Consider the following 18,866-nt stretch of genomic DNA (forward strand, 5'->3'; position numbering starts at 1 on the left):
CCCAGTCGGCGAGGGCGTGGTTCTCGTCCCTGACGTTCGGCCGGAGTTGCCGTCGCCTTGCTCTTTGAGGAGACAACAATGAACTTCCGTGTTGAGAAGAACGTGATGGTCCCGATGAGCGACGGGACTTCGCTGGCCACGGACCTATGGATCCCCGACGGCACACAACCCGGTCCGGTGCTTCTGGTCAGACTGCCCTACAGCAAGGACATCTTTCCTTCGGGAGAGATCGACTACCCGACGATGCCCAATGTTTTCCGGTTGCTCGAGGAAGGCTATGCCGTCGTCTATCAGGACTGCCGGGGGACGGGGAGGTCGGAGGGTCTCTTCTACCCGATGACGAACGAACCTCAGGACGGCGCCGATACGATCGCGTGGCTTCGTGAGCAGCCATGGTGCGACGGGGCCATCGGCACCTTCGGCCACTCCTATCTCGGATTCACCCAGTGGGCGTCGGCATCGACGGCCCCCGAGGGCTTGAAAGCCATCGCGCCGACGATGACATCGACCGACTACTACCGGTCGTGCTGGTACTCCGATGGCGGTGCTCTGTCGTGGCACCTCATCTGGTCCTGGACCAACCTCATGCTGCTGCTCCCGACCAATGACACGGCCACGAGTCCTCAGGGCCCGAAGAGGTCGCCGGGGGCGCCTTGGTGATGCTGGCGGACGCCCAGAAGCATCTGGAACACTTCCCGGTCATCGACCAGCCGCTTTACAACGAGCTGTGGCCCTGGTGGTCGGACATCCTTTCCCGCCCTTCGCGCGACGAGCACTGGGAGGACCTCGCTACGATCGAGCGCCTCCGCGAGGTGAAGGTACCCGCGCTCCATGTGGCCGGCTGGTTCGACATCTTCGTCGGGGACATGGCGCGAGCCTTCACCCGGGCGCGAAGCGAGGCGGGCACGCCCGAGGCCCGCGACGGGCAGCGCCTGATTATCGGTCCCTGGGATCACATGTACTTCGGCGGCGAGTACCACGATCGGCAGTTCGGGCTCGCGAGTTGAGTGCCCGCGGCAGACCTGACGCAGGCACACCTCGACTTCTTCGACCGCACGGTGCGAGGCCGCACCGACGCGACGGACCAGCCTCCGGTGCGGATCTTCGTCATGGGAATCGACGAATGGCGCGACGAGGCGGACTGGCCGCTGCCGGACACCGAGTACACGGACTACTTCCTCGCGAGCTCCTCCGGCGCCAACAGCCTGAGTGGCGACGGCACGCTCGGCCCGGCCAACAGTTCGACGCCGAACTCGGACACCTTCGTCTACGACCCCTCCGACCCGGTCCCGAGCGTCGGTGGCCGGCTGCTGCGGCCTCCGAGCCTGAACGCGGCCGGCCCGGTCGACCAGCGTGAGGTCGAAAACAGGCAGGACGTCCTGTGCTATTCGAGCGATGTACTCGACGAGCCTGTTGAGGTGACCGGCCACGTGACGGCCGTGCTGCACGTAGCGTCGACCGCGGTCGACACGGACTTCACGGCGAAGCTGGTGGACGTCTTCCCCGACGGCAGGGCGATCTACCTCACCGACGGGATCACCCGGGCCAGGTATCGCAGGTCCCTGGCAGATCCGTTCCTGCTCGCGCCGGGCGAGATCTACGAGGTGAGCATCGACATGTCGGTCACGTCCAACGTCTTCCTGCCCGGACACCGGATCCGGCTGGAGGTCTCCTCGAGCAACTTCCCACGCTACGACCGCAACACCAACACCGGCGACCGACTCGAAAGGGCGACCGACTGGAAGACCGCGACCAACCGTGTGTTCCACGGGCCTGAGCACCGGAGCAGGCTGATCCTGCCGATCATCAGGCGCACCGCAGAGGCACAGTGAGCCCCAACTGGCTGATCCGCCCGTTCATACACCTGTCGCGTCGGTGACTGCTCGCATCGCCACAGAGTCATCCATGGACGGCCGCTCCCGAGGACAGGGACCCGATCACGCAACCGTGCGGCGTTCGGCTGGGACGGCAGGTAGGGGCATGCTCAGCGGATGACGACGTCCGAGGTACCAGGGCCTGGCGCCGGAGGTGTGCCTCATCGCAGGGGTCGAGTCACGGCACGAGCTCGGTCGATGCCGCTTGCCCGCTCGGCATGCGGGAATCCGTCAGCGTCAGTCTTGCGCAGAGGTAAGAGAAGCCGCGGTGCTGCGACGTCTTGAACAGTGCGATGAGCGAGATGACGGCCAGGACGGCGGCAGGGCCGGACACTGAGCCGAAGTGGTTCAGGAGCAGGAAGCCGCCGACACCCGTCAGGCCGCGTACCAGTCGTGCCTTCACGTCCGGCCGGCTGCCGTCAGCGGTGACTGCCTGCAACCTGACGATGCGCTGACCGAGACTGGCCCCGCTGCCCGCCAGGGGAATTCCGACCATCAGCACCAGCCACGGCCCCCAGAACCCGACACGCTCGACGGTCGCGTTGAAGAAGAAGTGCGAGTAAGGAAGGGCACCAGTGCTGGATATACCCCCTTGCCACACCCACATCAGCGCCGCGCAGGCGGCGACCGTCGGCACGTAGAGGAACCCGAAGCTCATCAGGTCGCACACGGACGCCAGCAGCCGCCTGCGCCAGGTGATCGGGCGCGGCTCTCCGGGTTCGGCGTGGACCCGCTGCCCGGGCACGGCACTGAGCAGCGGGGCGGCCAGCGCGCCGATCAATCCTCCCAGGCCGTTCGCGATCAGATCGTCCACGTCGAACAGCCGGTACGGGCACGGGTAGATGAACCAGTCGCCGGTCAGTTGTGTCGTCTCGATCAGCAGTGACACACCCAGGCCGATGATCGCGGTGACGGGCACGCTACGCCCGAACATGTACCGGGCAAACATACCCAAAGGTATGAAGAGAATGACATTCAGTAGTACCTGGGTCAGGGCCGGGTTGTGCAGCATCGCCATAGGGCCGTTGCCGGTGGCGGCCTTCCCTATGTCGTGCAGGAAATGGAAGGGGATCAGTTGCGGTCGGCGCACACCAATGGCGTCGCAGAAATCGTGTCGCACGGGCGGGAACGGGGCGAATACGTAGAAGAACAGCGCCAGGCCGTAGAGAGGCCCTGCGAACGCCAATGCCATGTTGCCCAGGCCCAGTTCGCCGCGTCGCCGGTACCGCACGGCGATATAGGGCACGAACAGCACGAACGCGGCCACGGACATCAACAGGGCGGCCCAGACGGCCGGCTCCATTCTCTGACTCATGAGGAGCGGATTCCTCTCAGCGCCGTGCCTTGGTCGGCGTCGGCTACGAAAAAGGGGATCAGTAAAGGTGCAGCATGCCGGTGACGGCCAACAGCGCGCAGATGCCGATATTCAGGACCCGGTGTGACAGGAAGACGGCCACGAACTCGCGGATCGTGGCGCTCGGCCAGAAGTAACGGGCCGTCGGCGAGCCGATGACCTGTGCCGCGACCTTCTCCTTGCGCGCGATCTGCGCGGCGCGCATGACGTGGAAGTTGTTGGTCACCACCAGGGCCCGGTAGTCCGTTTTGCGGTCCTGCATCAGCGTCTTGCTGAACCGCAGGTTCTCCTGGGTGGTGCGGGACTTGTCCTCGATGAGGATCCGGTCGGCCGGCACACCGCTCGCGATGAGGTAGTCGGCCATCGCCCGCGCTTCGGGAAGGTCCTCGTCCGGTCCCTGTCCGCCGGACGTCAGCAGCATCGTCTCCCGGCCCTTGGCCCGTTCGGCGTCGAAGGCGGCGCGTCCCCGGTCCAGTCGGCCGGCCAGCAGCGGCGGGACCCGCGAACCTCCGATGAGCCCGGAACCGAGCACCACGACGAAATCGACGGCGCGCCGGTGGCGGATCCTGCCGTAGACGAACGAGTAGAGCAGAAAGCACACGAACAGCAGCGACACATAACCGAGGACGAACCCCACCGCATCCAACGGGGTGTCCAGCCGATCCCATCTGGTGCGGTCGGCCAGCGCCTTCAGCGTGACGAACAGGAGGATGCCCGCACCTGCTGCCAGCGACAGCAGATTCGCCAGGCTCCTGCCCTCACGGCGCACCATCATCACTCCGTTCGCGATCAGGAAGAGCGCGAGCACGAAGGGCAGCATGATGAGGAGGATCCAGAGCGTCAACAGCAGAATCAGGGCCGCTGTCTCGGACACCGACGCCAGTCGGTACAGCAGCGCCAAGGCCAGGGAGAGGAGCCCGAAGAACAGGTAGACGCCGTTGCGTACGAGTCGTCGGTCGTACAGGAAGCTGCCGGCGAACACCAGGAAGAAGGCGACTGCAGGAGCAAAGATGATCATATGCTGGCCACTTGGGGGTCAATTGGGCGGGCCGTGAGGAGCCTCCGGCCGAACCGAGGAAAGGGAGAAGCAGAACCTGGGGGAGGACAGGGAATGAGGGCAGGCCGCCGTGAGACGTCGCCGCAGGGGCTGCCGGTGGACGAGCCTCGCATCGCCCGGCTCGGCGGTGCATCGGCCGTTCGGCCGAGACGGCGATGGGGTGGGTTTTGTCGGTGTGAGGCCGCGTCTCGCCGGTGGCAGGGATGGTGGCCCCCACGACAGGCCCGTTTCCCACGGGGTCTCCACCGGGCGTCATCCTCGGAGCTGACCCGACGGCATACCTGAGGCTTACGAGACTGCCTCTCGCCTCAGCCCCAGGTGGTCGGCACTTCGGCTGATACACGGGTCCCGTATGAACCGGACGATGGAGGAGTACCCAGCGGGGTGGGGCCTGGACCCCCGCGTCCATGTGCTGACTGTGGCCGTCTGTGCGGCCTGCGCCCCGCGCTGCCTCGGCCGCCGATCGGAGTAGTACCCGTGACCACCGCCTCGCCCACCGGCCCTCGCACCACCGTCCCCACCGTGGCCGCCCGCGCCACCGAGCTGTCCAAGGTCTACGGACAGGGCGACACCCAGGTGGTCGCCCTTGACCGGGTCAGTGTCGGCTTCGGACAGTCCCAGTTCACCGCGATCATGGGGCCCTCCGGATCCGGCAAGTCCACGCTGATGCACTGTGTCGCCGGGCTGGACAGCTTCTCCTCCGGCTCCGTCCGCGTCGGTGACGTCGAGCTGGGGGCCCTGACGGACCGGCAGCTCACCTGGCTGCGCCGGGACAAGGTCGGCTTCATCTTCCAGGCGTTCAACCTGCTGCCGACCTTGACCGCGCTCGAGAACATCACGCTCCCGATGGACATCGCGGGCCGGACCCCGGACAAGGAGTGGCTGGAGAGCGTCATCCGGATGGTGGGCCTGTCGGGCCGGCTCGGCCACCGTCCCGCCCAGCTCTCCGGCGGTCAGCAGCAGCGTGTCGCCGTCGCCCGGGCGCTCGCGTCAAAGCCCGACATCGTCTTCGGCGACGAGCCGACGGGGAACCTGGACTCGCGTGCGGGTGCGGAGGTTCTCGGGTTCCTGCGTGACTCCGTACGGACGTTGGGCCAGACCGTCGTCATGGTCACCCATGATCCGGTCGCCGCCTCCTACGCGGACCGGGTCGTCTTCCTCGCCGACGGACGGATCGTCGACGAGATGTACGAGCCCACCGCGGACGGGGTCCTCGACCGGATGAAGGCCTTCGACACTCCGTTCCGTACGACCTGATCCGAAGCGGACCGAACCGAGCCGTACGGAGCGACGCGCGCTCCCTGATCGACCCCGTCCTCCCCTCCTCTCACCTCACCAGGACCCCTCCACCATGTTCCGCACAGCCCTGCGCAACGTCCTCGCGCACAAGGCCAGACTGCTGATGACCGTGCTCGCCGTCATGCTCGGCGTCGCGTTCGTCTCCGGCACTCTGATCTTCAACGACACCCTCAGCAACGGCTACCGCGACCAGACGGCCAAGAGCTACGCCCACGTGGACGTCGAAGCCCGTTCCTACGACCCCTCCGACAAGATCCCCGGCATCAGTGGGAAGACGTTCGACGAGATCGCCCGACTCGACCAGGTCGCCGAAGCCGCCGGGCGGGTCGACGGGACCGCCGACGTCACCGACAAGGACGGCAGGCTCATCGACAGTGGCTCGTCCACCTCGGCCGCCAACTTCGCGCCGGGGAAGGACGGCAAGGATCCGCTCTACGTGTTCACCGACGGCAGCGGACCCACCGAGCCCGGGCAGGTAGCGCTCGACAAGGAAACCGCCGAGAAGAACGGCTACGAGGTCGGCGACACCGTGCGCATCGCCCTCAAGGGGCCGGCGAAGACGTACACACTCTCCGGCATCTTCACCACCGACGCCACCTCAGTGGCCCTGGGCGACAGCCTGGTGCTGTTCGACACTCCGGTCGCTCAGCGACTCTTCCTCCAGCCGGGCTTCTATCACTACGTCACCGTCACCGCCGCCCCGGGCACGTCGAGCACCGAACTCGCCGCCACCATCAGCAAGATGCTTCCGGGCGACGCGGACGTCAAGACGGGCCGGCAACTCGCCGCCGAGAGGGCCAAGGGGGGCGCGGGAGACGCTTCGACGCTCAGTTCGATCCTGCTCGCCTTCGCCGGCGTCGCGCTCTTCGTCAGCGTCTTCCTGATCGCCAACACCTTCACCATGCTGGCCGCCCAGCGCACCAGGGAACTCGCCCTGCTGCGCGCGGTCGGTGCCTCCCGCAGGCAGGTCACCCGGTCCGTGCTGATCGAGGCGATGGTGGTCGGCGCGGCCGGCGCGGCCGCCGGACTGGGGCTCGGCGCCGCCATGGCCGCCGTAGCGCGTTCCACGGTCGGTGTGTTCGGCGCGAAGAACCCGGACGGGCCGCTGGTCGTCACGTCGACGACCGTCCTGGTCGCGGCTGTCGTCGGGGTCCTGGTCACCATGCTGGCGGCCTGGCTGCCGGCTCGCCGCGCCGCGAAGATCCCGCCGGTCGCGGCGATCGGCAGCGCACACCTGCCGGCCACCACCAGGTCCTTGGTCATACGGAACCTGCTGGGCGGCATCATGACAGTGTTCGGCGCGGCGGTCGTTGTCGCCGGGGCCGGGGCCGGCGGGTCCCTGGGCAAAGGGCTCGTAGGGCTCGGTGCCGTCCTCGCGGTGACCGGTGTCATCGTGCTGATCCCGTTGCTGTCCCGGCCTGTGATCGCGGTCGTACAGCCGCTGCTGCGGCGCGGCTTCGGGGTCTCCGGCAAGCTCGCGGGCCAGAACGCCGTACGCAGCCCGCGCCGTACCGGCGCCACCGCCTCCGCGCTGGCCATCGGGCTCACGCTGGTCAGCGCCCTGACCGTAATCGCTGCCACCCTCAGCCAGGCTGTGGACAGGATGACCACGGACATCGTCCGGGCCGACTACATCGTCACGGACAGCGGCGCGGGCCTGGACACCTCGGCGGTCGCCGCCCTGCGCAAGGTCCAGGGCGTCACGGCGGTGTCGCAGGAGCAGCCGGGGTGGATGCGGATCGACGGCAGCCAGCAGGATGTCACCGGCGTCACCCCGGCAGACTTCCCAAAGGCCCTCCACCTCCCGGTGCTCTCCGGCTCGCAGGACGCGCTCGCGAAGGGACAGATCGCCGTCGCCGATGACGTCGCGCGGTCCCAGGGCTGGAAGGTGGGGGACACCCTGCCCGTGGAGTACGAAGACTCCAAGAGCGGCCGGCTGACCGTCGGGGCCGTCTTCGCGCACAACGATGTCGTTCTGCCGGTCGTCGTCTCCACGGACGTGATCGAACCGCACGCGGACAAGACGTTCATCTCGAAGATCTACGTCAAGACGGATGGCAGCGCGAACGAGAAGACACTCGCCGCTGCCCTCGCCGGGGACCCGGGGGTCGAGATCGGTGACCGGCAGGACATCCGCGACGAGTTCAGCAGATACATCGACACCTTGCTGAACGTCCTGTACGGCCTGCTCGCGATCTCCCTCGTCATCGCGGTGCTGGGGGTGGTGAACACCCTCGCGATGTCGGTCTTCGAACGGCAGCGGGAGGTCGGCATGCTGCGCGCCGTCGGGCTCGACCGACGGGGTGTGACGCGGATGATCCAGCTGGAGTCCGTGGTCATCTCCCTCTTCGGCGCGGTGATCGGGATCGGCGTCGGTGCCTTCCTGGGCTGGGCCGTCGGTGAGACCACGAAGGCGGACATCGCCGGATACGCGCTGGTGCTGCCGTGGGGCCGGTTCGCGCTCTTCCTGCTGCTGGCGGCGCTGGTCGGCCTGCTGGCCGCCCTGTGGCCCGCCCGCAGCGCGGCCCGGCTGAACATGCTCACCGCCATCAAGACCGAGTAGGCGGAGCGGGTCACCGTTACGGCCGCAGGCACACCGTGCCTGCGGCCGTCGGTCGTGAGCGGGGACTCAGCTGCGGTGGACCGGGGCGGCCGGTGTGGAGCCGACGTCCAGTGCGTCGGGCTCTGTTCGCAAGCGCTTACTCGCAGCGGTGACCCGGCGTGTACGTTGGTCCGGGCCGGGTGGGAGCCGATGCCCGGCCTGTCGGACTGCGGCCTCCCGCCATCGGAGAAGCATTTTCATGGACCAGGCCGTGCGCAGGCGTCGTCAGGCGTTGGTTCTGCTCTTCCTGCTCGCCGGCATCGCGATGTCCTCGTGGGTGACACGCACCCCCGCGATCCGGGATGCGCTGGATGTCTCCACGGCGCAGATGGGACTGGTCCTCTTCGGGCTGTCGCTGGGCTCGATGCTCGGAATCCTCGCCTCCGGCCGGCTGGTTTCCCAATCCGGGACGCGACCGGTGATCCTCTGGGCCACGGCACTGCTCATCCTAGGGATGGCCGCGATCTGCGCCGGCAGCCTCATGGTGTCCGTACCGATGGTGACGGCCGGACTGTGCGCCTTCGGTGCCGGTATGGGCGCGAGCGATGTGGCCGCGAACATCGACGCCACGGACGTCGAGCGGATATCCGGCGTGACGACCATGCCCGCCCTGCACGGGTGCTTCAGCCTGGGCACCGTCCTCGGAGCCGGCGCGGGCATGGGCGCGACGGCGGCCGACGTACCGGTCCACTGGCACCTCGCTGCAGTCACGGCTCTGGCGGTCGCGATCTTCCTCTTCGCGCCGCGCGCCGTTCCGGCGGGTACCGGCCGTGCCACCGTCGATGGGTCGGCGAAGACGCAGGGCCCCGGGCTCCGCCCGGCGTTGTGGAGGGACGGGAAGCTCGTCCTCATCGGTGGAATCGTGCTGGCCATGGCGTTGGCCGAGGGGGCGGCGAACGCTCTGCCGCGGGGGACGCCCACCGCTGCCGGACATGCAGACGCCGCAGCCGGCCAGTCCGGGTCCACTCGGCGGCTGTCGGCCGTCGGAGTGGATCGACGGGAGACTTCGTCGGCATTGTTCATTGGGTTCAAGGTCGGCTTGCTCCTTGATATCGATCGGAAGCTCGGTTGGGGCGTCGGCTCGACAGGTTGGGCGGCACCCGTCGCGTACCACCGCCAAGCGTCACCGCGAGGGCGAAACAATGATCGGAGAAATCGCCGGTTTGGCTAACCGGCGATGAGCGGTTATGTTGCGCGCCGCCGCCTTCGGCGACGGTTCTTGATCGACCCGGGGTCAGGTAGTCAAGCCCTGCTGTGGCGATCGTCACGAGAGTCATCGGGACCCGTTGCGTACTCTGATCGCGGTCGTCCGTGACGGGCAGCGCGGAGGCGTGAGGCGCCTCGGGTGCGCCCTTCCCGGCGTCTGATGCACCATCAGAAAAGTCAGCATTCGGTCAGCATGAGTCCTGGAAAACCTAGGGAAAGCTGCCCGAACATGCGACTCGCTGTAAGGTGTGAAAACAGCCCTTGACCTGCAAAAATGCAGGCAGGGAGCCTACTTGTGGGAGTGTCCCGATGTTGCGTACGATGTTCAAGTCCAAGATCCACCGCGCCACCGTCACCCAGGCCGACCTGCACTACGTGGGATCGGTGACCATCGACGCCGACCTGCTCGACGCCGCCGACCTGCTGCCCGGCGAGCTCGTGCACATCGTGGACATCACCAACGGCGCCCGGCTGGAGACGTACGTCATCGAGGGCGAGCGCGGGTCCGGCGTCGTCGGGATCAACGGGGCCGCCGCCCATCTCGTCCACCCCGGCGATCTGGTGATCATCATCAGCTACGCCCAGGTGACGGACGCCGAGGCCCGGGCACTCGTCCCGCGGGTCGTGCACGTGGACCGCGACAACAGGATCGTGGACCTCGGCGCCGACCCGTCCGAGCCGGTACCGGGCTCGGACCAGCAGCGCAGCCCGCAGGCCGTCCGGGCCTGACCGACGTACAGGGACAGGAGCGTGTCCATGAGGGACCTGGAGATCCGCGACGACCGGGCGGCGGGCCGGCTGGAGGCGCTGTCCGGCGGTGAAGTCGTCGGCCGCATCGAGTACTTCGTCCTCGACAGCCCCGGACGCGCGCTCGTGCCGGTGCACACGATCGTCGAACCGGCCCACGAGGGTCAGGGCATCGCGGGCGCGCTGGCACGAGAGCTCTACGGCATCGCCGCCCGCGAGCACAGCGCCGTCGCCCCGCTCTGCCCCTACGTCGTCAAGTGGGCCGAACGCCACCCCGACGAGGCCCCACCGGCAGACCAGGCCCTGCTGACCGCCGCGAAGGACTGGCTGACGGAACACCCCGGGCGCTTCTGACTCCCGAACCGGCACACGTGGTGTCCGACCCGCCCCCGTTACCTCCACCTGGCCCCTCCGCGTCCTGCGCGGGGGTGACTGGGGAAGGAGCCGACGGGTAGGCGGGGGAGTAGTCCAGAGCCGGAGTCGAGCGACTGGCTGGAGGACCTCATGACGAATCCGTATCCCGACCCCGTGCCACCGGGGCCGACGCCGGGCCCCGAGCCCCAGCCCCCGGCGCCGCACCCCGACCCGGTGCCGAACCCGCAGCCGCCGCCGGGCCCGGAGCCCACCCCGCCGCCCCCGGCCCCGACCCCGCCCCCGGGTCCGACACCCCCGGGTCCGACCCCGCCGGCGCCCCCGGGCCCCGACCCGGTGCCGGGACCCGACCCGTCCCCGATCCCGCCGGGACCGGAACCCGTACCGAACCCAGAGCCGGGCCCGCCGCTGTCCTGAACGGCGGTAGGGGAATCGGCAAGAGAACGGGGCCGGTGGACGGCCGATGCAGCCGTCCACCGGCCCCGTACCGGTTGTCGACGCGGAGCGCCTACGCGGAGACCTCCGACCGGTCCCCACCCCACAGCGTGTGGAACGACCCGTCCCGGTCCACCCGCCGGTAGGTGTGCGCACCGAAGTAGTCCCGCTGCCCCTGCGTCAGCGCCGCCGGCAGCCGCTCCGCGCGCAGGGCGTCGTAGTAGGCGAGCGCCGCGGCGAACCCGGGCGTCGGCACGCCCTGGCGGGTGGCCGCGACCAGCACCTCGCGCCAGTCGTCCTGAGCGTCCGCGATCTCCTGCGCGAACGTCGCGTCCGCCAGCAGGCTCGGCAGATCCGGCCGGGTGTCGTAGGCGGAGCGGATCCGGTCCAGGAAGGCCGCGCGGATGATGCAGCCGCCCCGCCACAGCGCGGAGACCGCGCCGAGGTCGATGTCCCAGCCGTACTCGTCGCGGGCCGCGTCGATCTCGTGGAAGCCCTGCGTGTACGACACGATCTTCGACGCGTACAGCGCCTGCTCCACCCGGTCGGCGAAGGCCGCGGCCTCCGCCTCGCCCAGCGGCTGCGCCTTCGGACCGGCCAGCCCGCGCGAGGCCTCCCGCAGCTCCGCGTGGCCCGACAGCGAACGCGCGAAGACCGCCTCGGCGATGCCGGAGACGGGCACACCCAGGTCGAGCGCGATCTGCACGGTCCAGCGGCCGGTGCCCTTCTGCTCGGCCTGGTCCACCACCACGTCCACGAACGGCTTGCCCGACTCCGCGTCCACGTGCGAGAGCACCTCGGCCGTGATCTCGATCAGGTAGGAGTCCAGCCGGCCCTGGTTCCAGGTGCGGAAGATCTCCGCGATCTGGGCGGGGGAGTACCCGGCGACGTCACGCAGCAGCTGGTACGCCTCGCCGATGAGCTGCATGTCCGCGTACTCGATGCCGTTGTGCACCATCTTCACGAAGTGCCCGGCACCGTCCGGACCGACGTGCGAGACGCACGGCGAACCGTCGGCCGCCTTCGCCGAGATCTTCTCCAGCATCGGGCCCAGCGAGTCGTACGACTCCTTCGGGCCGCCCGGCATGATGCTCGGCCCGTTGAGCGCGCCCTCCTCGCCGCCGGACACGCCCATGCCGACGAAGTGGATGCCCTGCTCGCGCAGGTCGCGCTCCCGGCGCCGGGTGTCCGCGAAGTGGGCGTTGCCACCGTCGATGATCATGTCGCCGGGCTCCAGCAGCGGCGCGAACTCCTGGATCACGGCGTCCGTCGGCTCACCGGCCTTCACCATCACGACCAGCCGTCGCGGCCGCTCCAGCGCGGCGACGAAGTCCTTCGCGGACTCGCACGCGATGAACTCCCCCTCACCGCCGAACTCGTCGACCAGGGCGCGCGTGCGCGCGGGGGTCCGGTTGTGCACCGCCACCGCGTAGCCGTTGCGGGCGAAGTTGCGGGCGAGGTTGCGGCCCATGACCGCGAGACCCGTGACGCCGATCTGCGCTGTACTGCTCATTCGGTTGGCTCCTAAAGACCTCGGTATTCGGTGCTGCGGTGTTGTCCACCAGCATGCCCCGTCGACCATCCTGACGTGCCGCTACTTCGTCCGCACGCGCGGGTCGTACGACGTCGCGCAGGCAGATACGCACAAGAGCCCCCGTCGCACTCAGCCGACGTACACGTCCCCGCGCGCGCCGCACACGCGCACCGGGTGCCGTACGCGGTGCACCGCAGTGGCGCACGTCGCGCAACAGGGGCCTCATCCCGGCCATTTGGGCAACCGGGCGGCCGATAGCCGCCTTGTCCTGGCCGGTTCGCAGCGCTTACTTTTGCCCCTCCTGACGCATGTCTAGGGGGGCTCTCGATGGCCGTACGCGGCCGGCATCGCCGGTATCAGCCGAACAGGATCAACCGCGCCTCACTCACCGTCACGGCGGGCGGCGCGGGCATGGCGCTCCCGTTCATGGGCGCCGGAACCGCCCAGGCGGCGGACGTGGACACCTGGAACAAGGTCGCCGCCTGCGAGTCGAGCAACGACTGGAACATCAACACCGGCAACGGCTTCTACGGCGGGCTCCAGTTCACCCAGTCCACCTGGGAGGCGTACGGCGGCCGGGCCTACGCGGCGCGCGCGGACCTGGCCACCAAGAACGAGCAGATCGCCGTGGCCGAGAAGGTGCTCGACGGGCAGGGGCCGGGCGCCTGGCCGACGTGCTCGGTCCGGGCCGGACTGACCCGGGGCGGAGCCGAGCCCGACATCCGGCCGGCCGCCGAGAGCACGAGGAAGGGCGAGAAGGCAGACCGGAAGCAGCGGCCCAAGACCTCCATCGAGGACGTGCGGCCGCAGTCCACGCCGCAGTCCCGGGCCGGCAACGCCGAGATGTATACGGTGGTGCGGGGTGACACCCTCTCGGGCATCGCTGAGGAGCGGGAGGTGCGGGGCGGCTGGCGAGGTCTGTACGCCGCCAACCGCTCGGCCATAGGGGGCGACCCCGACCTGATCGTGCCCGGCCAGCGGCTCGCGCTGCGCGGCGAGGGCGCCACGAAGACGCGTCCGGCGCCCGAGCGGGTCCCCTCGGCCAAGCCGTCGACGAAGAAGCCGACGCAGAAGCCGGCGGCGAAGAAGCCGGCCTCGGATCGCGTCGAGGAACGTGCCAAGGACCGGTCCAAGGACGAGAGCAAGGAACGCGCCGCACGGTCCACGACGACCCGGCAGGGCCTGGTCCCCCCAGTCAGCGCTTCCCTGGGGACGCCCTACCGCCAGGCCGGCTCGTCCTGGTCGAAGGGCTACCACACCGGCGTCGACTTCCCCGTGCCCACGGGCACATCCGTCAAGTCGGTCGCCTCGGGCAGCGTCGTCAGCGCGGGGTGGGGCGGTTCGTTCGGCTACCAGGTCGTGATCCGGCACGGCGACGGTCGCTACAGCCAGTACGCCCACCTGTCGGCGATCTCCGTGCGGGACGGGCAGACGGTGAGTGCGGGCCAGCGCATCGGCCGCTCCGGCTCCACGGGGAACAGCTCGGGCCCGCATCTGCACTTCGAGGTGCGGACGGGGCCCGGTTTCGGCTCGGACGTCGACCCCATCGCTTACCTGAGGGCCGGCGGCGTCAGGATCTGATGCGCCTGCGGTGCCGGTCCACGGTGGGCATCGCCACATACGGGATGCCGTAGAAGGCCGCGTAGGAGAGCGGGCGCTCCCCGCTCTCGTACGCGACGTCCGCTCCGGCCCCGGCTTCACCGGCGACGGCACCGGCACCGGCAACCGCAGGCACGGTCACCGGCACGTCCCCTGACGCGCCCCGTCCGGCCCCGCCACGATCACCGGCCCCGGCACCCATCGCCCTGGACAGCGACCCGACGGCGACGGGTGGCGCACCCACGGTCTCGGGCAGCAGCGCGTCCGCGGTCTCGGGCAGCGACGCGTCCACCGTTCCGGGCAACTCGCCTCCGCTTCCGGGCGGGCCGCCCACAGCCCCGGCCAAGGCGCCCACACGCCCGGACTGGGCACCCACTGTCTCCAGCGGGCCCCGCACGCTCCCGGCCGGTTCCCGGGAGGGCCCGGGCAGCATCCCCGTCGCCCCGAGCGCCGTGTCCGCGCGAACCAGCCCTGTCCCGTCGACCTCCGGCCCGGCCGCTCCCGCACGCTCCGGCTGGGCGTGGGTGAGCCGCTCCGTCGTCAGCAGGATCAGGCCGCCCGCCGCCACCACGCCGCAGCTCAGCGCGAGCGCCGTGCCCGTCGTGCCGTAGCGGAAGGTTTCGCCGAACATCGTGATGCCGACCGCGGCCGCCACCACCGGGTTCACCACCGTCAGGGTGGCCAGCGGCGCCGCGAGGCCGGCGCCCCGGTAGGAGGCCTGCGACAGCAGCATGCCGGCCGTGGCGAGGACGCCGATCACGGCGAGGGACGGCACGTCGGCCGCCGACACACCGCCGGTCCAGTCGACCGCGACGGTCTTGGTGAAGACAGAGGACATGCCGAACGCGATACCCGAGGCCGTCGCCAGCAGCATGCTGCGGACCGCCGGGTGCCGGTGCGCGGCCCGGCCGGCGATCATCAGCGCCACGACCACACCCGCGGTGACCAGGGCCACGGCCACCCGCTCCGCCGCGTCGAGCGACTGAGCGTCGGACGCGGCGACCAGGGACAGCAGACCGGCGAGCCCCACCGTCGCCATGATGGCGCCCCGCCAGGCCGTGGCACCCGCCTTGCGGCCGACGAACAGCGCCGCCATGGGCAGGGCCACCACGATGGTCAGCGCGCCGAGCGGCTGCACCAGACTGAGCGGACCGTACGCCAGCGCCACCACGTGCAGCAGACCGCCGAGGCCGTTCAGCGCGACCGCCGCCCACCAGCCCGGCCGCCGCAGCGGCGCGTACTGCTCGCCCGGCGAGGACTCCGCCACCCGCTCCTGCACGATCGCCCCGCCCGCGTAGGCGAACGCGGACACCAGAGACAGCAGGATGGACAACGCGAGGGCGCTCATCGGCTGCTCCTCTGCGTCAGGCGGGGGCGCTCGGCCCGGCGCGGCGAAAGGTCGGCTTTCATGACCAACACCCTGCCGTGTCCAGGTCTTCCCGTCGTCGTCCCTGAGCACTCATTGGGTCCTACTGCCGATGGAGTACGGGGGGACACCCGTCATCCCCAGGGTGGGCGCGCCGGTCGGGGGTCACCGGGTCGCGTCCCTTAGGGGCCTTGGTACTACTGCTCTTCGTGAACCTCGACCCAGGCCTTGCCGCGCTCCGCCCGCTCGGCGGCTACTTCGTGCTGCGCACGGGAGAAGCGGCGGCGGGGCCGCTTCCCACTCTCGCACAGGCCTACGCCGCCGCGGCACCGGATGTGTACGGAAATCCCCTGATTTTCCGTGTCGGCAAGGTCGCGAACGCCCTGCGCGTCCCGGAGTTGCGCGTGGCGGCGTCGGTGGCCCACCTGGGACTCGCGGCCCGCCTCTGGTCCGTGGCGCTCGGCTGTGCCGCGCTCTACGGCCGTGTCCCCGACCTCGACCCGCGGCTGCTGCACTGGGACGCCGACGCCGCCGCCCCCGACGACCTGTGGCTGTCGGACGTACGACCGCTCCCCGGGGACGCGCCGGCCCTCGCGGACGCCGTCCTGCACGGCCACCTCGAACCCCTCTCGGCAGCCCTGCGCGCCCACCACCGCCTCGCCCCGGGCCTGCTGCGGGGCAACGCCGCCTCCGCCCTGGCGGGCGCCGCCCGGGAACTCGACCGCTGGGCCCGGCGGCACGGCCGTACGGACACCGCCGCCCGAGCCCGTTCCCTGGCCGCCGAACTCCTCGCGCACCCCCTGCTCGCAGGCTCCGGAACCCTCACCGGCACGGCCTTCCGGCGCCGCAGCTGCTGTCTGTACTACCGCGTGCCCGGCGGGGGCCTGTGTGGTGACTGTTGCTTCACACGGCCGCCTCGCTCTTCCCCACACGCCCCATCTGGGTGACCATGAAAGGGAACGGCCGCTGAGAGCAGGGAGTTGCGGGTGCGCGTCGGACTGCTGACCCGGGAGTACCCGCCGGATGTGTACGGCGGCGCAGGTGTCCATGTGGAGTTCCTCGCCCGGGAGCTCAGACCACTGGTCGACCTCGACGTGCACTGCTGGGGCGAGGGCCGCGCCGACGGCGTGCTGCGCCACCGCCCCTGGTCCACGCTCGACGGCGCCAACGACGCGCTGCGCACCTTCTCCGTCGACCTGGCCATGGCCGCCGCCCTCGAAGGCCGCGAGCTCGTCCACACCCACACCTGGTACGCCAACCTCGGCGGCCACCTCGCCAAGATGCTCTACGGCATCCCGCACGTGATGACCGCCCACTCCCTGGAGCCCCTGCGCCCCTGGAAGGCCGAGCAGCTCGGCGGCGGCTACGAGCTGTCGAGCTGGGCGGAGCGCACCGCGATCGAGGCCGCCGACGCGGTGATCGCCGTGTCGGGTGCCATGCGCGAGGACATCCTCGGCTGCTATCCGGCCCTGGACCCGGAGAGGGTCCACGTCGTGCACAACGGCATCGACACGGACCTGTACCGGCCCGACCACGGCACGGACGCCCTGGACCGGATCGGCCTCGACCGCGCCCGTCCGTACGTGCTGTTCGTCGGCCGCATCACCCGGCAGAAGGGCGTGCCCCACCTGCTGCGCGCGGTGCGCGACATCGACCCCGCGGCGCAGGTCGTGCTGTGCGCCGGCGCGCCGGACACGCCGGAGATCGACCAGGAGTTCCGCGAGCTGTTCGGGGAGCTGAGCCGGGTCCGCGACGGCGTGTTCTGGATTCCGAGGATGCTGCCGCGCCCGGAGGTGATCCAGCTCCTCACCCACGCCGCCCTGTTCGTCTGCCCCTCGGTGTACGAGCCGCTCGGCATCGTGAACCTGGAGGCGATGGCCTGCGGCACGCCCGTGGTGGCCTCGGCGGTCGGTGGCATCCCCGAGGTCGTGGACGACGGCAGGACGGGCCTGCTGGTCCCGGCCGGCGACGGCTTCGAGGCGGGACTCGCCCGGGCCATGGACTCCGTGCTGGGCGACCCGGAGGCCGCCCGGCGGATGGGTGAGGCCGGGCGGGAACGCGCGGTCGGCGAGTTCGGCTGGGACGCGGTGGCCCGCCGGACGGTCCGGCTCTACGAGGAGATCCTGAAACAGGCTTAGTACGCGCTGCTCAGGGGCAGGCATCGGGAAATCTGCGTGAGGGGAGCGGCCATGCGTCGTGGTGGTCCTTCGGTCCTGGGAATCGTGCTGGCGGGTGGAGAGGGCAAGCGTCTGATGCCCCTGACCGCGGACCGGGCGAAACCCGCGGTGACCTTCGGCGGTACGTACCGCCTGGTCGACTTCGTCCTGTCCAACCTGGTCAACGCCGACGTGCTGCGCATCTGCGTCCTGACCCAGTACAAGTCGCACTCGCTGGACCGGCACATCACCACCACCTGGCGGATGTCCAGCCTGCTCGGCAACTACGTCACACCCGTGCCCGCCCAGCAGCGCCTCGGCCCCCGCTGGTACCTGGGCAGCGCCGACGCGATCCTGCAGTCGCTGAACCTGATCTACGACGAGCGCCCCGAGTACGTCGCCGTCTTCGGCGCCGACCACGTCTACCGCATGGACCCCCGCCAGATGCTCACCCAGCACATCGACAGCGGAGCGGGCGTCACGGTGGCCGGGATCCGGGTGCCGCGCACCGAGTCCTCGGCGTTCGGCGTGATCACGCCGGGCTCGGACGGCCAGACGGTGGAGCGCTTCCTGGAGAAGCCGACGGACCCGCCCGGCCTGGCCGACGACCCCGAGATGGTTTTCGCCTCCATGGGCAACTACATCTTCACCACGAAGGCCCTCATCGAGGCGCTCCAGCGCGACGCGGAGGACGAGCACTCCGTGCACGACATGGGCGGCTCGATCCTGCCCCAGCTCACCGACCGGGGCGAGGCCGCGCTGTACGACTTCAGCGCCAACCACGTGCCCGGCGAGACCACCCGCGACCAGGGCTACTGGCGGGACGTCGGCACGCTGGACGCCTACTACGAGGCCCACATGGACCTGATCGCCGAGCGCCCGGCCTTCAACCTGTTCAACCGCAGCTGGCCCATCTACACGCACTCGTACCAGCTCTCGCCGGCCCGCTTCAACGCCGGGGGCATCGCCAGCGAGTCCATCATCAGCGCCGGCTGCCTCATCCGCGGGCAGGTCACGCGGTCCGTGCTGTCGCCGGGTGTGGTGGTCGACCCGGGGGCCGTCGTGCAGGGGTCGGTGCTGCACGACAACGTGCACATCGGCCGGGGCGCGGTGGTGCGCGGCGCCGTGCTGGACAAGAACGTCGAGGTGCCGCCGGGCGCGACGATCGGCGTCAACCCGGAGCGCGACGCGGAGCTGTACACGGTGTCCAAGGGCGGTGTCATCGCCCTCGGGAAGGGGCAGCTGGTCACCTGACGAGGAGCGCC

Annotated in this window: 15 protein-coding genes and 1 pseudogene; 12 read left to right on the forward strand and 4 right to left on the reverse strand. The window is 70.0% G+C overall.

All coding sequences use genetic code 11. The features are described from left to right. The first annotated feature begins 78 nt into the window (after nucleotides 1-78). Genes ACH4G3_RS14750 through ACH4G3_RS14760 form a run of 3 tightly spaced genes read left to right on the forward strand, consistent with a single transcriptional unit; the run spans nucleotide 79 to nucleotide 1,832 of the window. A complete protein-coding gene (locus tag ACH4G3_RS14750; protein ID WP_397624803.1) occupies nucleotides 79-660 on the forward strand; it encodes a CocE/NonD family hydrolase in 582 nt (193 codons plus the stop codon). Then, nucleotides 660-1,007: a CocE/NonD family hydrolase gene (locus ACH4G3_RS14755; RefSeq protein WP_397624804.1), complete on the forward strand. Its 348-nt coding sequence runs from the start codon at nucleotides 660-662 to the stop codon at nucleotides 1,005-1,007. Before ACH4G3_RS14750 ends, ACH4G3_RS14755 begins: the two co-directional genes overlap by 1 nt. After that, nucleotides 1,008-1,832, forward strand: coding sequence for a CocE/NonD family hydrolase (locus ACH4G3_RS14760; RefSeq protein WP_397624805.1), 825 nt, complete (start codon nucleotides 1,008-1,010; stop codon nucleotides 1,830-1,832). Between the two features lie 220 nt (nucleotides 1,833-2,052). Here the strand turns inward: ACH4G3_RS14760 and ACH4G3_RS14765 are convergent, their stop codons facing one another. Then, nucleotides 2,053-3,189: a VanZ family protein gene (locus ACH4G3_RS14765; protein WP_397624806.1), complete on the reverse strand. Its 1,137-nt coding sequence runs from the start codon at nucleotides 3,187-3,189 to the stop codon at nucleotides 2,053-2,055. Nucleotides 3,190-3,247: 58 nt separating this feature from the next. After that, nucleotides 3,248-4,246, reverse strand: coding sequence for a YdcF family protein (locus ACH4G3_RS14770; protein ID WP_397624807.1), 999 nt, complete (start codon nucleotides 4,244-4,246; stop codon nucleotides 3,248-3,250). Between the two features lie 516 nt (nucleotides 4,247-4,762). Between ACH4G3_RS14770 and ACH4G3_RS14775 the strand changes: the two genes are divergently transcribed. The 5 genes and pseudogenes from ACH4G3_RS14775 to ACH4G3_RS14795 all read left to right on the forward strand — a co-directional run bounded on the left by ACH4G3_RS14775 (nucleotide 4,763) and on the right by ACH4G3_RS14795 (nucleotide 10,493). Continuing rightward, nucleotides 4,763-5,542 (forward strand): ABC transporter ATP-binding protein, encoded by a 780-nt coding sequence (locus ACH4G3_RS14775; protein WP_397624808.1) that lies wholly within the window; start codon nucleotides 4,763-4,765, stop codon nucleotides 5,540-5,542. Between the two features lie 94 nt (nucleotides 5,543-5,636). Next, entirely contained in the window at nucleotides 5,637-8,147 is a 2,511-nt protein-coding gene (locus ACH4G3_RS14780) for an ABC transporter permease (RefSeq protein WP_397624809.1), read from the forward strand. 238 nt (nucleotides 8,148-8,385) lie between these two features. Next, nucleotides 8,386-9,084 (forward strand): annotated as a pseudogene (locus ACH4G3_RS14785) (MFS transporter); the annotation flags it as partial. 617 nt (nucleotides 9,085-9,701) lie between these two features. Then, nucleotides 9,702-10,121 carry an aspartate 1-decarboxylase gene (gene panD / locus ACH4G3_RS14790; protein WP_397624810.1) on the forward strand — a complete coding sequence of 140 codons (420 nt, stop codon included), beginning with the start codon at nucleotides 9,702-9,704 and terminating at the stop codon, nucleotides 10,119-10,121. A gap of 27 nt (nucleotides 10,122-10,148) precedes the next feature. Then, on the forward strand, nucleotides 10,149-10,493 hold the full coding sequence (locus tag ACH4G3_RS14795) for a GNAT family N-acetyltransferase (protein ID WP_397624811.1): 345 nt from the start codon (nucleotides 10,149-10,151) through the stop codon (nucleotides 10,491-10,493). A 526-nt stretch (nucleotides 10,494-11,019) separates the two neighbouring features. Here the strand turns inward: ACH4G3_RS14795 and gndA are convergent. Next, nucleotides 11,020-12,459 (reverse strand): NADP-dependent phosphogluconate dehydrogenase, encoded by a 1,440-nt coding sequence (gene gndA / locus ACH4G3_RS14800; protein WP_397624812.1) that lies wholly within the window; start codon nucleotides 12,457-12,459, stop codon nucleotides 11,020-11,022. 348 nt (nucleotides 12,460-12,807) lie between these two features. Here gndA and ACH4G3_RS14805 point away from each other — a divergent pair, with 348 nt between their 5' ends. Continuing rightward, nucleotides 12,808-14,061 (forward strand): transglycosylase family protein, encoded by a 1,254-nt coding sequence (locus ACH4G3_RS14805; RefSeq protein ID WP_397624813.1) that lies wholly within the window; start codon nucleotides 12,808-12,810, stop codon nucleotides 14,059-14,061. Here ACH4G3_RS14805 and ACH4G3_RS14810 read toward each other — a convergent pair. Continuing rightward, the gene (locus tag ACH4G3_RS14810) at nucleotides 14,051-15,427 is read right to left on the reverse strand and encodes a DMT family transporter (RefSeq protein WP_397624814.1); all 1,377 of its coding nucleotides are present in this window, start codon (nucleotides 15,425-15,427) and stop codon (nucleotides 14,051-14,053) included. The genes ACH4G3_RS14805 and ACH4G3_RS14810 overlap by 11 nt on opposite strands. Before the next feature lie 227 nt (nucleotides 15,428-15,654). Between ACH4G3_RS14810 and ACH4G3_RS14815 the strand changes: the two genes are divergently transcribed. Genes ACH4G3_RS14815 through glgC form a run of 3 tightly spaced genes read left to right on the forward strand, consistent with a single transcriptional unit; the run spans nucleotide 15,655 to nucleotide 18,855 of the window. Beyond that, nucleotides 15,655-16,392, forward strand: a complete 738-nt coding sequence (locus tag ACH4G3_RS14815) for a (2Fe-2S)-binding protein (RefSeq protein ID WP_397624815.1) — start codon at nucleotides 15,655-15,657, stop codon at nucleotides 16,390-16,392. Between the two features lie 39 nt (nucleotides 16,393-16,431). After that, complete coding sequence (gene glgA / locus ACH4G3_RS14820; protein WP_397624816.1) at nucleotides 16,432-17,583, forward strand: glycogen synthase; 1,152 nt, start codon at nucleotides 16,432-16,434, stop codon at nucleotides 17,581-17,583. Nucleotides 17,584-17,634: 51 nt separating this feature from the next. Next, entirely contained in the window at nucleotides 17,635-18,855 is a 1,221-nt protein-coding gene (glgC, locus tag ACH4G3_RS14825; protein WP_086562581.1) for a glucose-1-phosphate adenylyltransferase, read from the forward strand. Nucleotides 18,856-18,866 lie beyond the last annotated feature (11 nt).

This window comes from Streptomyces afghaniensis (assembly GCF_044327915.1).
Lineage (GTDB): Bacteria > Actinomycetota > Actinomycetes > Streptomycetales > Streptomycetaceae > Streptomyces > Streptomyces afghaniensis.

Excerpts from the sequence above, each read along its gene's own strand:
- ACH4G3_RS14750 (WP_397624803.1), top strand. The coding sequence starts at position 79 with ATGAACTTCCGTGTTGAGAAGAACGTGATGGTCCCGATGAGCGACGGG.
- ACH4G3_RS14755 (WP_397624804.1), top strand. The coding sequence starts at position 660 with ATGCTGGCGGACGCCCAGAAGCATCTGGAACACTTCCCGGTCATCGAC.
- ACH4G3_RS14765 (WP_397624806.1), bottom strand. The coding sequence starts at position 3,189 with ATGAGTCAGAGAATGGAGCCGGCCGTCTGGGCCGCCCTGTTGATGTCC.
- ACH4G3_RS14770 (WP_397624807.1), bottom strand. The coding sequence starts at position 4,246 with ATGATCATCTTTGCTCCTGCAGTCGCCTTCTTCCTGGTGTTCGCCGGC.
- ACH4G3_RS14780 (WP_397624809.1), top strand. The coding sequence starts at position 5,637 with ATGTTCCGCACAGCCCTGCGCAACGTCCTCGCGCACAAGGCCAGACTG.
- panD (WP_397624810.1), top strand. The coding sequence starts at position 9,702 with ATGTTGCGTACGATGTTCAAGTCCAAGATCCACCGCGCCACCGTCACC.
- ACH4G3_RS14795 (WP_397624811.1), top strand. The coding sequence starts at position 10,149 with ATGAGGGACCTGGAGATCCGCGACGACCGGGCGGCGGGCCGGCTGGAG.
- gndA (WP_397624812.1), bottom strand. The coding sequence starts at position 12,459 with ATGAGCAGTACAGCGCAGATCGGCGTCACGGGTCTCGCGGTCATGGGC.
- ACH4G3_RS14805 (WP_397624813.1), top strand. The coding sequence starts at position 12,808 with ATGGCCGTACGCGGCCGGCATCGCCGGTATCAGCCGAACAGGATCAAC.
- ACH4G3_RS14810 (WP_397624814.1), bottom strand. The coding sequence starts at position 15,427 with ATGAGCGCCCTCGCGTTGTCCATCCTGCTGTCTCTGGTGTCCGCGTTC.
- glgC (WP_086562581.1), top strand. The coding sequence starts at position 17,635 with ATGCGTCGTGGTGGTCCTTCGGTCCTGGGAATCGTGCTGGCGGGTGGA.